The sequence below is a fragment of the Porphyrobacter sp. CACIAM 03H1 genome, from assembly GCF_002215495.1.
GTDB lineage: Bacteria > Pseudomonadota > Alphaproteobacteria > Sphingomonadales > Sphingomonadaceae > Erythrobacter.
This window is the reverse complement of the sequence record NZ_CP021378.1, coordinates 1,107,846-1,120,235: the sequence shown is the minus strand read 5'-3', so window position 1 is coordinate 1,120,235 and position 12,390 is coordinate 1,107,846. Positions and strand designations below refer to the sequence as shown.

The 12,390-nt window shown below is 68.4% G+C and carries 12 protein-coding genes and 1 pseudogene; 8 read left to right on the top strand and 5 right to left on the bottom strand.

Features of this window, described 5'->3' with window-relative positions; all coding sequences use genetic code 11:
* Window positions 1-25: 25 nt before the first annotated feature.
* The gene (gene pdeM / locus CBR61_RS05460) at window positions 26-721 is read left to right on the top strand and encodes a ligase-associated DNA damage response endonuclease PdeM (RefSeq protein WP_088913449.1); all 696 of its coding nucleotides are present in this window, start codon (window positions 26-28) and stop codon (window positions 719-721) included.
* Between the two features lie 4 nt (window positions 722-725).
* Here pdeM and CBR61_RS05455 read toward each other — a convergent pair whose 3' ends face one another.
* Window positions 726-1,457 carry a MarR family transcriptional regulator gene (locus CBR61_RS05455; protein ID WP_157696508.1) on the bottom strand — a complete coding sequence of 244 codons (732 nt, stop codon included), beginning with the start codon at window positions 1,455-1,457 and terminating at the stop codon, window positions 726-728.
* A 332-nt stretch (window positions 1,458-1,789) separates the two neighbouring features.
* On the opposite strand from CBR61_RS05455, the gene infC reads away from it, so the two are divergent.
* From infC to CBR61_RS05425, 6 genes are all read left to right on the top strand, one after another.
* The gene (gene infC / locus CBR61_RS05450; protein WP_233996872.1) at window positions 1,790-2,269 is read left to right on the top strand and encodes a translation initiation factor IF-3; all 480 of its coding nucleotides are present in this window, start codon (window positions 1,790-1,792) and stop codon (window positions 2,267-2,269) included.
* A gap of 238 nt (window positions 2,270-2,507) precedes the next feature.
* Window positions 2,508-3,638, top strand: a complete 1,131-nt coding sequence (locus tag CBR61_RS05445; RefSeq protein ID WP_088913447.1) for a DUF547 domain-containing protein — start codon at window positions 2,508-2,510, stop codon at window positions 3,636-3,638.
* A 142-nt stretch (window positions 3,639-3,780) separates the two neighbouring features.
* Window positions 3,781-5,007: a DUF547 domain-containing protein gene (locus CBR61_RS05440; protein WP_233996871.1), complete on the top strand. Its 1,227-nt coding sequence runs from the start codon at window positions 3,781-3,783 to the stop codon at window positions 5,005-5,007.
* 99 nt (window positions 5,008-5,106) lie between these two features.
* Window positions 5,107-6,531: an SLC13 family permease gene (locus CBR61_RS05435; protein WP_088913446.1), complete on the top strand. Its 1,425-nt coding sequence runs from the start codon at window positions 5,107-5,109 to the stop codon at window positions 6,529-6,531.
* A 165-nt stretch (window positions 6,532-6,696) separates the two neighbouring features.
* Entirely contained in the window at window positions 6,697-8,010 is a 1,314-nt protein-coding gene (locus CBR61_RS05430; RefSeq protein ID WP_088913445.1) for a cystathionine gamma-synthase family protein, read from the top strand.
* Window positions 8,011-8,070: 60 nt separating this feature from the next.
* Entirely contained in the window at window positions 8,071-8,907 is an 837-nt protein-coding gene (locus CBR61_RS05425; RefSeq protein WP_088913444.1) for an SDR family NAD(P)-dependent oxidoreductase, read from the top strand.
* Window positions 8,908-9,023: 116 nt separating this feature from the next.
* On the opposite strand, the gene CBR61_RS05420 is transcribed toward CBR61_RS05425, so the two are convergent.
* Entirely contained in the window at window positions 9,024-9,557 is a 534-nt protein-coding gene (locus tag CBR61_RS05420; RefSeq protein ID WP_088913443.1) for a J domain-containing protein, read from the bottom strand.
* 137 nt (window positions 9,558-9,694) lie between these two features.
* Between CBR61_RS05420 and CBR61_RS16750 the strand changes: the two genes are divergently transcribed.
* Window positions 9,695-9,844 (top strand): hypothetical protein, encoded by a 150-nt coding sequence (locus tag CBR61_RS16750; RefSeq protein WP_157696507.1) that lies wholly within the window; start codon window positions 9,695-9,697, stop codon window positions 9,842-9,844.
* A gap of 4 nt (window positions 9,845-9,848) precedes the next feature.
* On the opposite strand, the gene pal is transcribed toward CBR61_RS16750, so the two are convergent.
* The 3 genes and pseudogenes from pal to CBR61_RS16985 form a co-directional block, all read right to left on the bottom strand.
* A complete protein-coding gene (gene pal / locus CBR61_RS05415) occupies window positions 9,849-10,364 on the bottom strand; it encodes a peptidoglycan-associated lipoprotein Pal (RefSeq protein ID WP_088913442.1) in 516 nt (171 codons plus the stop codon).
* A gap of 80 nt (window positions 10,365-10,444) precedes the next feature.
* On the bottom strand, window positions 10,445-11,845 hold the full coding sequence (gene tolB, locus CBR61_RS05410; RefSeq protein ID WP_088913441.1) for a Tol-Pal system beta propeller repeat protein TolB: 1,401 nt from the start codon (window positions 11,843-11,845) through the stop codon (window positions 10,445-10,447).
* A gap of 1 nt (window position 11,846) precedes the next feature.
* Window positions 11,847-12,390 (bottom strand): annotated as a pseudogene (locus tag CBR61_RS16985) (energy transducer TonB); the annotation flags it as partial.

The following is a 12,390-nucleotide window of genomic DNA, read 5'->3' as shown; positions in this document are numbered from 1 at the left end:
GCAGTGGGGGCGCATGGTTCGCGCTATGTTCGCCCCTTTCCCCTTCGCCGGACACGAGCTTGCGCTCGGGGAAGGGCGCGCGCTCTACTGGCCGGCCGAACGCGCGCTGCTGGTCGCCGACCTGCATCTCGAAAAGGCGAGCTGGTTTGCCGCAAGGGGCCAGATGCTCCCGCCCTACGACAGCCGCGACACGCTCGAACGGCTGGCGGACGCAGTGAGGCAGACAGGCGCACGGCGGGTGATCACGCTGGGCGACAATTTCCACGATGATGCCGGCGCGCTGAGGCTGGATGCCCATTGCACCGGGATGCTCGAGGCGCTGACCCGGGCGCTAGACTGGGTGTGGATCACGGGCAACCACGACGAGGCGCTGCCGAAGGGCTTCGGGGGCACCATCCTGCCCGAGCTTGAGCTGGGCGGGGTGATCCTGCGCCACGAGGCGCGCGCCGGAGAGACCGCGCCCGAGCTTTCGGGCCACTACCACCCCAAGCTGCGCGTGAACGTGCGGAACCGCCACATCGCCCGCCCCTGTGCCGTGATGGGGCGGAGCCACAGCGGGGCCGAGCGGATGATCCTCCCCGCCTTCGGGACGCTCACCGGAGGGCTCGACGCGGGCCACCCCGAGATCGTCGGCGCACTCCAGCCTGCCCGCGCGATCGAGGCGCTGATGCCCGCCAAGGGCCGTATCGCCCGCTTCCCGCTGTGGCAGGCGGCGGCCTGACGCTTCAGGCGTCGGCCTCCATCAGCACCGATCCCACAGCGACCACGCCCCTGCGCGTCAGGCCCACGAGCGTCACCCGCTTGTCCGTCTGCGATGGCGAACGCTGGATCAGTTCGGCTTCCTCGAGCCGGTCCATGATGCGCAGGGCGGTGGTGTCGGCTGCGCCAGAGGCGATCACAAGGCTCTTGGTCGAGACCCGGGCCCCGCCGGAAAACTGGATGAACAGTTCCAGCAGCATCTCCCAAGCCGGCTCGCCGAACCATTCGCCCGACAGGTGCCGCCGTCGCCGTCGCGCCGCCGCACGCAGCCTGCCCGCCACCTGCGCCAGCTGGAGCGACCGGCGCTCGATATGTCCGGCTCTCGTCATCCAGTGGTATTCGGAACGCACCCCGGCCGGGTGCCAGGCATCGTCAAGTGCATCGGCCAGCTTGAGCAGGCTTGCGCCCAGACTGCGCATCTGCCCGGCAGAGAAGCTGCCGGCGATCTGATCGAGCGCGCGCTGCTGCTCGGCCTGGTCCGAGCGATCGTCGGCCCGGAGCAGGCTGCCCGCCTCGGCAGGCCAGCCTTCGACTGTGGCGATGAAATCGTCCGCCGGCCCGTCATTGGCCCCGAGCCCCGGGCGGTTCGCCACGGGCGGGACGATCGGGGACCATTCGGCCCCGTTGCCGGCTTCTTGGGAATCGCCCGGTTGCGCCTGGCCCTTCCGGTTCGGGGGGTGCGCACCTGAAAAAGACATCGTCCTGTCTCCTGCTGCAGGCCACCACCAGCCTGCGTCAGCTCCAGCGATCCCTCTCTTTTGCTGCTTCCGTTCAAAACAGTAAATCGCCGTAAGTTCCACAGGATTTGCATTTTTCCTTTGCAAATTTATGGCGTTGCCCCACCGTGGGCAAGACTGGCGGAAGCTGCCGGGTCTCCGTGCGGCCCGGTCGCAAGACTCCACCTAGCGCTCGCCCGCGTTTCCGACTAAGGAGCGCGCAGCAAAGAGCCACAACAGGAGAACACCCCATATCACGTCCACCCCGGCGCTCGCTGGCCCCGCCCGTAAAAAGCGGCCCGCGCTTTGATAACATGATCAACGTCCCGAAGGTCCGCGTCATCGACGACGAAGGCGAGAACCTCGGCGTCATGTACACCCGCGAAGCGATCGAGCAGGCCAACGAGAAAGGCCTGAACCTCGTCGAAGTGTCCCCCAACGCGGACCCGCCGGTGTGCAAGTTCCTCGATGTCGGCAAGTATCGCTACGAGGCGCAGAAGAAGGCGAACCTCGCGCGCAAGACCCAGAAGACGCAGGACATCAAGGAAGTGAAGATGCGTCCGAACATCGACACGCACGATTACGACGTGAAGATGCGCAACGTCCACAAGTTCATCGAGCATGGCGACAAGGTGAAGATCACCCTGCGCTTCCGCGGGCGCGAAATGGCGCACCAGCACCTCGGCATGGACCTGCTGAAGAAGGTGCAGGACGATGTCGCCGAATATGCCAAGGTCGAGGCCTTCCCGCGCCTCGAAGGTCGCCAGATGCTGATGGTGCTCGCGCCCAAGTAAGGCGCACGCCTGCCGCAGACACGAAAGGGGCGGACCGTCGCGGTTCGCCCCTTCTGTTTTGTCCTGCCGACGAGCGGTGTGGGAGGCTCGACAAAGCGCCGACGGAAACCGACTGCCGACGACACCGTTCGGGCGGTTCATGCTATTGAAAACAGGAAGGCGTAGGGATGATCCGGCCCCTTCCGGCTCGCCTCGACACCGTTACAGCCCCCTTTCGTTTCACGGGAAGCACCCGCCCATGCCGCATCTCCCCCGCCTTCTCGCCCTTGCCGCCCTGCTGTCCGGCACCGCGCTCGCCGGCGGTGCGCCCGCCGCTGCGCAGTCCCCCCGGGGCGAGGCGGAGCTTGCGACCTTCGCGCCGTCGGACACCCCGGGCAACGACAGGATCGACTATTCGATCTGGGACGAGGCGATGAAGAACATCGTCATCTCGATGGGCCCTTCCCTGCGTGAAGGCGCCCCCCGCCCCGATCCCTCCTTCGGCACCCGCCGCCAGTACGGTCACGTCTCGCGCTACCGGCTCGAAGGCACGCGGGTGATGTTCAGCTTCCTCGATGCCGACGTCATCGCGAGCTTCACCGAATACCGCAAGGACCTCGAGAACACCGCGAACATCGTCGACATCCAGTCGCTGAGCCGCAACGAGCAGCTCGCCTACTGGATCAACCTCCACAATGTCGCGATGGTCGAACAGATCGCCAATGCCTGGCCGGTGCGCCAGCCGCGCGACATCAAGGTGGACGGCGTGCCGCTCGACGAGGCGCGCTTCATCACCGTGGAAGGCATCAAGCTGTCCCCGCGCGATATCCGCGAGAAGATCGTCTACCGCCACTGGAAGGACCCGGTGGTGATCTACGGCTTCTGGCGCGGCGAGATCGGCGGGCCCTCGCTCCAGAAGGAAGCCTTCAACGCCGACAATGTCGCGCGCCTCCTGCAGCGCGGTGCGGGCGATTTCGTGAACTCGCTGCGCGGTTCTCAGGATCAGGGCGGGCGCCTGCAGGTCGCGGAACTCTACCGCGAGGCCGCGCCCTTCTTCTTCCCCGATTTCGAGAAGGACGTGCGCGCCCACCTCACCCGCTATGCCGACCAGACCACCGCCGCGCTGCTGGCGAAGGCGAGCGGGGCCGACCCGGTGATCGCCGAGTACGACATCGCCGACATCGAGGGCGGCGTGCGCGAGCCGACCTACCAGAACATCACCTCGAACGGGGTTTCGACCAGCTTCCGCATCCCGCAGAGCGTGGCCGCCCTGCTGCGCGAGCGCGAGACCAAGTTCCAGGAGATCATCCGTCAGGGTCGCACCGGCACCGTGACCTTCAGCAACATCACCCTGCCCGGCGACGAGAGCGAACCGGCCGAGGTCGAATAGGCCGCACCTGCCGGCCGGTCCGCAGCCGCCACCCGCGTTCGTCGGCCATGACGTATCTGCATGAACCTGCGTTCATGTGCCGTTTATCTGTCTGACATATCGTGCTTTCCCGGACGGGTTCGAATCTGGTGGGAGAGTTTCGATGGTGCCGAAGTCCATGATCGTGCTGCTGGCGGGCTCTGCCCTCGCGGCGTCCCCGGCGGTTGCGGAGAGCGTGTCGCCGGCAGCCCACGGCCAGAGCGCGCGCGGCGAGCTGCAATTCGTGCCCGGTATCGCCCCCGCCGAGGCCCGCACCTCCGAGGCGGACCAGCGGCTGGCGATCTTCACCCCCACCACCGACCCGGTCCGCACCACCATCGATTACGGGATCTGGGACTACGCACTCAAGCATCTGGTCATCTCGATGGGCCCTTCGGACCGGCAGGGCGCACGGCGGCCCGATCCGATCTCCGGCACGCGGCGGCAGCAGGGCCCGCAATCGCGCTACCGGCTCGAAGGCTCGATGGTGATGTTCCGCTTCTTCGACCGGGAGGTGATCCAGAGCTTCACCGAATATCGCCAGGATCTCGAACGGGTCGTCGAAACCCACGACATCGCCGCCCTGCCGCGCAACGAACAGCTCGCCTTCTGGCTCAACCTGCACAATGTCGCGCTGATGGAGCAGATCGCGCGGGAATGGCCGGTGCGCGAACCCAAGGAAATCACGATCGACGGGGTGCCGCTGGACGATGCCAAGTTCATCACCCTGCGCGGCATCCCGGTCTCGCTGCGCGACATCCGCGAGAACATCGTGTTCCGCCACTGGAAGGACCCGAAGGTGATCTATGGCTTCTGGCGCGGCGAGATCGGGATGCCGCACCTCCAGACCAACGCCTTCACCGGCAGCAATGTCGGCCCGCTGCTCGAGATCGCCGCCGCCGATTTCGTCAACTCGCTGCGCGGCACGCAGAAGATCTCCGGCGATCTGGCGGTCTCGGAACTCTACGCGCAAGTCGCGAGGTTCTACTTCCCCGACTTCGAGAAGGACGTGCGCGCACATCTCGCGGCATACGCCGAAGAACCGGTGGCAAGGCTTCTTGCTCAAACCGACCGGACAGTCGCGACGCTGCGTGAACACGACATCTCCGATCTCCACGGCGGGGCGCTGCCGGCCAACTACCTGTTCGTCAACGTGGCCCCCGGATCCGCAGCCGCAGACCCGGGGCAGTTCGGCTGCACCGAGAAAATGGGGCAGGCGGCCTGCGACCTCCTCTATGCCCGGGCGCTCAAGCTCGACAGGATGGAGCGCCGCGGCCAGCCGGTGTCGCGGGTGTTCTTCTCGAACATCGACCTGCCGGGCGATCCGCCCAACAAGAACGCGGTCGAGTAGCGCGCACCCGGGCATGACGCGCCCGCCGGGCTTGCCCGCGCGGCACCGGGGCTGGTAGGCCGCGCAGGGTCCGTCCATTCTGCGGGGAGCCCGACAGGCATGACAGCGCGCCGGATCGGCCTTTTCCTCGGCCCGCTGGCTCTCGCCCTTACCGCGCTGACCGCGCCGCCTGCGGCAATGCCGGCTGGCGCCTGGCTGGTGGCGGGCCTGACGGTCTGGATGGCGGCCTGGTGGATGACCGAGGCGGTGCCGCTCAGTGTCACCGCGCTGCTGCCCTTCGTGGTGCTGCCGCTGGCGGGCGTATCGAATGCCGAGGCGACGGCGGCGACCTATTACTCGCCGATCCTGTTCCTGCTGCTGGGCGGCGCCTTCATCGCGCTCGCGATCGAGCGCACTGGCCTGCACCGCCGCCTGAGCCTAGCGATCCTGCGCATCGTCGGGCGCGAGGGCGGCGCGGCGCGGCTGCTGCTGGCCTTCATGCTCTCGACCGCGCTGCTCTCGATGTTCATCTCGAACACCTCGACCGCGCTCATCATGATGCCGATGGCGCTGGCGGTGCTGGAGGGCGGCGGCAGTGCCACGGCCGAAGGCGCGCCGCCGCGTCAGGACGGCGTTCACGGCGCCCTCCCCATGGGCATCGCCTTTGCCGCGAGCATCGGCGGGCTCGGCACCCTCGTCGGCTCGCCCACCAACGCCATCGCGGTCGGCCTGCTCGACAAGGTCGCGGGCGTCAGGATCACCTTTGCCGAATGGGCGCTCTACGGCGTGCCGCTGGTGCTGCTGAGCGTGCCGCTCGCCGCATGGATCGTGGCGCGGGTGCAGCAGGTGGCGGTGCACCCTTTCGACGTCGCCGCAGCGCGCGCCGCGTTGGGCAGTCACGCCGCCTGGAGCGCGCCGGAACAGCGCCTCGTCCCCCTGGCGATCCTCACCTTCCTTGCCTGGACCACCCAGCCGCTCGTCGCCCCGCTGCTGCCGCCGGGATCGTGGACCGACGGCACCATCGCGGTGATCGCCGCACTGGCGCTGTTCCTGCTGCCTGACGGCACCGGCCGCCCGCTGCTGGTGTGGCAGGAGGCCGAGCGCGCGCCGTGGAGCGTCATCTTCATGTTCGGCGGGGGACTGGCACTCGCGGCGGGGATGCAGGCCTCCGGCCTCGCCGAATGGATCGGCGGGGCGCTGCTGCCGCTTGAGGCATGGCCGCTGCTGGCGGTCGCGCTGGCGGTGACGGCGCTGGTGATCCTCGTCACCGAGTTCGCCAGCAACGTCGCCACCGCCACGGGGATCATCCCGGTGGTCGCGGCGCTGGTGGTGGCGCTGGGGGCCGATCCGGTGCTGCTTGCGCTGCCGGCGGCGCTCGCGGCGAGCTGGGGCTTCATGCTCCCCGCCGGCACCGGCCCCAACGCCATCGCCTGGTCGACCGGGCGCATCCGCATCGGCGCGATGGTGCGGGCCGGCGCGCTGCTCGACGTGGCGGGCGTGCTGCTCATCGTTGGCGTGGTGTGGTTGATCGCAACTCTCGTGTGAAATCTTGCGCCGCCCGGTTGAAAGAATTTTACGCAGGCGATACTCCCCAACCAGCACAGCGGCAGCAGCGGAGAGGCGTTCCTGCGGAGGTTAGGAACGGGTGCCCTGCCCGCCGCCGAACGGCTCCCGCCTTCCTGGGAGCGTGAGCATAGGAAGGACACGGCCATGCCTGACGCCGTCGACGCTGTCGTCACCCCCACTCCCCGCCGCAAGCCCAAGCCCCCCCGCCGCGAGATCGCCGGACGCCCCCTGAAGCCCGCCACGCTGATGATGGGCCACGGCTACGACCCGGTCCTGTCGGAAGGGTCGTTGAAGGCCCCGATCTTCCTCACCAGCACCTTCGCCTTCGAGAGCGCGGCCGCCGGCAAGCGCCACTTCGAGGGGATCACCGGCCTTCGCGAAGGGGGGGCGGAGGGCCTCGTCTATTCGCGCTTCAACGGCCCCAACCAGGAAATCCTCGAGGATCGCCTCGCGGTGTGGGACGGGGCGGAAGATGCGCTGACCTTCTCCAGCGGGATGACCGCGATCTGCATCCTGATGATGGCCTATGCCAACGCCAATGACGTGATCGTCCATTCCGGCCCGCTCTACGCCGCCTCGGAAGGCTTCGTGGCCAAGGTGCTGAGCCGCTTCGGGGTGGGTTATGTCGATTTCCCCGCCGGGGCGACCCGCGAGGAACTCGACGCGGTGCTTGCCCGCGCAGGCGCCGAGGCGGCCGAGCGTGGCGGGAAGGTCGCGATGATCTATCTCGAGAGCCCGGCCAACCCGACCAACGCGCTGGTCGATGTCGAGGCGGTGCGCGATGCGCGCGATGCGAACCTCGCCGGCTGCCCGATCGCGATCGACAACACCTTCCTCGGCCCCCTTTGGCAGCGCCCGCTGGAGCACGGGGCGGACATTGTTGCCTATTCGCTGACCAAGTATGTCGGCGGCCACTCCGATCTCGTGGCGGGCAGCATAGCTGGCGCCAAGCGCTGGATGGATCCGGTGCGCGCGCTCAGGAACACGATGGGCGGGATCGTCGATCCCAACACCGCGTGGATGCTGCTGCGCTCGCTGGAGACGGTGGAACTCAGGATGCAGCGCGCGGGCGAGAACGCGGCGAAGGTCTGCGCCTTCCTGCGCGATCACCCCAAAGTCGAGGGGCTGGGCTATCTCGGCTTCATCGCCGATGCCCGCCAGCAGGACATCTATGATCGCCACTGCCTCGGCGCCGGGTCGACCTTCTCGCTGTTCATCAGGGGCGGCGAGGCGGAGTGCTTCCGCTTCCTCGACAACCTCACCATCGCCAAGCTCGCGGTCAGCCTCGGCGGCACCGAGACGCTGGCGAGCCACCCGGCCTCGATGACGCACCTCTCGGTCCCGCAGGCGAGGAAGGACCTGCTCGGCATCACCGACAACCTCGTGCGCATCAGCATCGGCATCGAGGATGCGGACGACCTGATCGCCGATTTCGCACAGGCGCTGGAGCGCGTCTGACGCGCGGCCCTTGCCGTGGCACCGGCGGTGCGCCAGTGTCACGGCGGAGGGAGACCAATCATGACCGACAGCCGCAAGCCTGTGTTCCTCGTGATCGGCGCAGGGGCCGGGATCGGGGGCAATGCCGCGATGCGCTTTGCGGCCGGGGGCTATCATGCGGTGCTCGCGCGGCGCTCGGACGAGGCGGGCCTCGCGCGCATGGTCGGCGAGATCGAGGCGGCGGGCGGTTCGGCCAGCGGCACTCTCCTCAACGCCGCCGAGGATGGCAGCATCGAGGAACTGGTGGCGCGCACCGAGGCCGAGATCGGCCCGATCCGCGCCGCGCTTTATAACCTCGGGGCACAGATCGGGAACCGCGCGCTCGACCAGACCCCGCACCGCATCTTCGAGCTCGGCTGGCGGCTCGGCACCTACGGGGTGTTCCGCCTCGCCCATGCGCTGCTGCCCCGGATGGTCGAGCGGGCGAAGGACGGCGGGCCCCACGGCACCCTCCTCGTCACCTCGGCGACCGCGGCGGTGCGCGGCAATGCCGGGCAGCACAGCCACGCCGCGGCGATGGGCGGGCGGAGGATGCTGTGCCAGACCCTCAATGCCGAGTTTGCGCCCCAGGGCGTGCACGTGGCCCACGTGGTGGTCGACGGCGCGGTCGATGCCCCCGACACGCTCGGCAAGCTGCTGGGCGACAAATACGAGGCCTTCAAGCAGGGCAAGGGCCGCGAGGGGATCATCGATCCTGCGGCTCTGGCCGAGACCTACTGGCACCTCGCCCACCAGCCGCGGAACTGCTGGAGCCACGAGATCGACGTGCGCCCCTGGACCGATGTCGCGTGGTGGAACGACAATCCCGACCCGCAGATCGACAGCAAGGGCAAGGGCTTCGCGGGGCCTAAGGACTGAGGCAGCCCCAACTCCGTTCGGGCTGAGCTTGTCGAAGCCCTGCACTTCTTCTTTGAGATTGGGTCACGAAAAAAAGTGCGGTGCTTCGACAAGCTCAGCACGAACGGGGTTATCTCTTACCCTCGCCACTCGCGCCGTTCCTCGGCGGCCCGCAGGACCTCGTAGCTGGTCTGGATCAGCTGGAACTGCCGCGCCGCCTCGGCATCGCCCGGCTTCACGTCGGGGTGCACTTCCTTGGCGCGGGCACGGTAGGCCTTCTTGATCGCGTTGAAATCGGCATCGGCCTCCAGCCCCAGCACCTCGAGCGCGCGCATCTCGTCGGCGCTGCGCGAGCCGTCGCCCGAGCCTGCCCAGCCGTAATGCGCGGCCTCGGCATAGCCGGCGTTCTCGCGGCGCTCGGCGCGGGCGCGTTCTTCCTTCTCGGCCGCCTCGAGGCCTTCGAAGTAATCCCACTTGGCGTTGTATTCGGCGGCGTGCTTCTGGCAGAAATACCACCGGTCGCGGCTGTTCGGGGCCTTGGGCGCGGGGCAATCGCCCGGTTCGTTGCAGCCGTGCCGGTCGCAGATGCGCACCTGCGCGGCTTCCTGCGAGGAGCCATAGCCCCGCCACCGTGGGAAACCCCAGTCCATCGACCGGCGCGCGCGGCTCACCGGGAGGCCCCGGGCGTCATGTCGTTGGTCGATTGGGTCACGCGGTCAATCTAGGCGCAGTGGCCACGAATGGGAAGGCGTGAGAAGCAGGAACAAGTTGCAATATGAAATGTTGCATTGCAAAAGGATCGCAGACCATGAGCCAGCAACTGACCCTCTCCAGCCTCTTCTGCGTCCTCGCACTGGCGGGCCTGTGCCTCGTCACCGGCGCGCGCGAGCTGGCCGGGATGGGCGCGCCGGTCGCCGCGCAGCAGGCCGAACTTTCCGCCGGCCCGCTGCGCAGCTGATACCTCAGTTGATGATGACGCTGGCGGCGCGGCGGTTCTGCGCCCACGAGCTTTCGTCAGAGCCCAGCGCCACCGGGCGTTCCTTGCCGTAGCTCAACACCGAAATGCGGTTCGCGTCGACGCCGAGGCTGACGAGATAGGACTTGGCGGCATTGGCGCGGCGTTCGCCGAGCGCGAGGTTGTATTCGCGCGTGCCGCGTTCGTCGGCATGGCCCTCGATGGTGAAGGTCACCTGCGGATAGCGCGCGAAATACTGCGCCTGCGCCTGGAGCGCGGCGGCATCCTGCGAATCGATGTTGTAGCGATCCGTGTCGAAGTAAATCGTGGTCGCCGAGCCGACAGCCGCGGCGAAGTGCTGCTGGGTGCCGACCTGCGGGCCGGTGGGCTGGACCTGCGGGCCGGTCTGGCCCGACCCGGTTTCGACCGGCGCGGGCGGCAGGGTCTCGGGCGCCTTCTTCGAGCAGGCGGCAAGACCGACGGCGGAGGCCAGCATCACGGCGGTCGCAATCTTCCGGTTCATCGTTGTTTTCCTTTCAGACTGTTGCGGGGAAGTGTGAACTCTGTCTCCGGGACGATCATGGCGAAATTAGGGTCGCCCGGTCACGGACGGATCGGGCCCCACGCCGGGTCGGAGGCGTCGACCGGGGTCGGCAGGCGGCGCTCGTTCTGGCCGGTGAGATCGACCTGCCAGATGCCGGAACGCCCGGTGTTCTTCTCGGTGCGGAAGAACTGGATGATGCGGCCGTTGGGCGCCCAGGTCGGGGCCTCGTCCTGCCAGCCGCGGGTCAGCACGCGCATCGCCCCGCCGCCGGTGTTCATCACCGCGATGTTGAAGTCGCCCGCGATCCGGGTGAAGGCGATCTGGTCGCCGCGCGGGCTCCATTCGGGCGTGGCGCAGCGCCCGCCGAAGAAGCTGATGCGCTTCTGGTTGGTGCCGTCGGCGTTCATGACATAGCATTGCTGGCTGCCCGAACGGTCGCTCTCGAACACGATCTTGGTGCCGTCGGGCGAGTAGGAGCCGCCCACGTCGATCCCCGGATTGTCGGTCAGCTTCACGCTCGCGCCGCCCGTGGCCGGGACGCGGTAGATGTCGGTGTTGCCCGCGACTGCCATCGAATAGAGGATGAACTTGCCATCCGGCGACCAGCGCGGGGCGATGGTGGGGTTGCGGTTCTCGGTCACCAGCGTCTGCTTGCCGGTGCCGATGTCGTAGACATAGATGCGCGGATTGCCGTCGACGTAGCTGAGATAGAGGATCTTCGAATAGTCGGGCGAATAGCGCGGGGTCAGCGCGGTGGCGCTGCCGAGGGTCAGGAAGCGGTGGTTCGCGCCGTCCGAATCCATCACAGCGAGGCGCTTGACGCGGCGGTCCTTGGGGCCGGTCTCGGCGATGTAGGCGATGCGGCTGTCGAAGAACGGGCTCTCGCCGGTGAGGCGCGAGAAGATCAGGTCCGAACACTTGTGCGCCGCGCGCCGCCAGTCGCCGGGCGCGACCACCCAGCCCTCGCGCACCAGCTCGTTCTGGAGCGCCACGTCGTAGAGGTAGCAGCCGACCACCAGCCGGCCATCATCCCGCGCGCGGACATAGCCGTGGACCAGCATCTCGGCGCTGCGCCCGCTCCAGGTGGAAAAGGCGGGCGCGGTGATCTGGGGGAAGGTCGGCTGGGGCAGGCTGTCGGGACCGACCGGCTTGAACAGCCCGTTGTTCCTGAGGTTGGCGGTGATGACCCGCGCGATCTCGCGTCCCAGCGCACCCGTGCCAGCCTCGTTGGCGGGGGTGGCGCGTTCGCGGTCGGTGGCGAAGGCGGGGATGGCGATGCCGATGTCCGACCACGCGCTCTCGTCGGTGACGGTGCCGCGCAGCGGGCCGTCATCCTCGCCCTCGATCGTGACGCGCTCGACGCGCTGGTCCTGCGGGATCGGGGCGCCGAGATCCTGCGCGGCGGCAGGCGGGGCGGCGAACAGAGCGGCGGAAAGGAGCAGGAGGAGCTTCTTGGTCATGTCACAGCCTTCGGTCGAATTGCCATTCGAGCGCTTTCCAGCGGTCGTAGAACTGGTCGGGGAGGTCGAACGGCGCGGCCCGCTGCACGGCGCGGATCGCGCGCTCGCAGTGCAGGCCCGCCTGCGGGCGATTGCTTTCGGTGATGCTGCCCGGATCGGTGCGGCAACGCGGCGTGCCGCGCAGGGTGCCGTCGGGATTGAGCTCCCAGCTGACGGTCGAGATCAGCTGTTCGGCATCGAGACCCGAGGGCGCAGTCCAGTGCGGGCGCAGCGCGCGGGTGATCGCGCTCGACAGCGCGGCTCTTTCGGCTCGCCCGAAGGCGGCGGCAGGCGCGCGGGTTTCCTGCGTGTTCGTCGAGGAGCCGCGGCCTTCCAGAAAGTCGTCCCCGATCCGGCTTCCGCCGCTTTTCGGAGCGGCCTGTGCCGGGCTGGTGGCGGGCCGCGAGGCCGGGGTCCGAGCGGCGGGCTGCGCTGCGGCTGTCCGGTCCGGGCGCGACCGGTCTCGCGCAGGCGCGGCCTGCGTCGGGGCGGGCGAGGGCCGCGGC

Excerpts from the sequence above, each read along its gene's own strand:
- pal (WP_088913442.1), bottom strand. The coding sequence starts at position 10,364 with ATGAACCGGAAGATTGCGACCGCCGTGATGCTGGCCTCCGCCGTCGGT.
- CBR61_RS05445 (WP_088913447.1), top strand. The coding sequence starts at position 2,508 with ATGCCGCATCTCCCCCGCCTTCTCGCCCTTGCCGCCCTGCTGTCCGGC.
- CBR61_RS05430 (WP_088913445.1), top strand. The coding sequence starts at position 6,697 with ATGCCTGACGCCGTCGACGCTGTCGTCACCCCCACTCCCCGCCGCAAG.
- CBR61_RS05435 (WP_088913446.1), top strand. The coding sequence starts at position 5,107 with ATGACAGCGCGCCGGATCGGCCTTTTCCTCGGCCCGCTGGCTCTCGCC.
- pdeM (WP_088913449.1), top strand. The coding sequence starts at position 26 with ATGTTCGCCCCTTTCCCCTTCGCCGGACACGAGCTTGCGCTCGGGGAA.
- infC (WP_233996872.1), top strand. The coding sequence starts at position 1,790 with ATGATCAACGTCCCGAAGGTCCGCGTCATCGACGACGAAGGCGAGAAC.
- CBR61_RS05440 (WP_233996871.1), top strand. The coding sequence starts at position 3,781 with ATGGTGCCGAAGTCCATGATCGTGCTGCTGGCGGGCTCTGCCCTCGCG.
- tolB (WP_088913441.1), bottom strand. The coding sequence starts at position 11,845 with ATGACCAAGAAGCTCCTCCTGCTCCTTTCCGCCGCTCTGTTCGCCGCC.
- CBR61_RS05425 (WP_088913444.1), top strand. The coding sequence starts at position 8,071 with ATGACCGACAGCCGCAAGCCTGTGTTCCTCGTGATCGGCGCAGGGGCC.
- CBR61_RS16750 (WP_157696507.1), top strand. The coding sequence starts at position 9,695 with ATGAGCCAGCAACTGACCCTCTCCAGCCTCTTCTGCGTCCTCGCACTG.
- CBR61_RS05455 (WP_157696508.1), bottom strand. The coding sequence starts at position 1,457 with ATGTCTTTTTCAGGTGCGCACCCCCCGAACCGGAAGGGCCAGGCGCAA.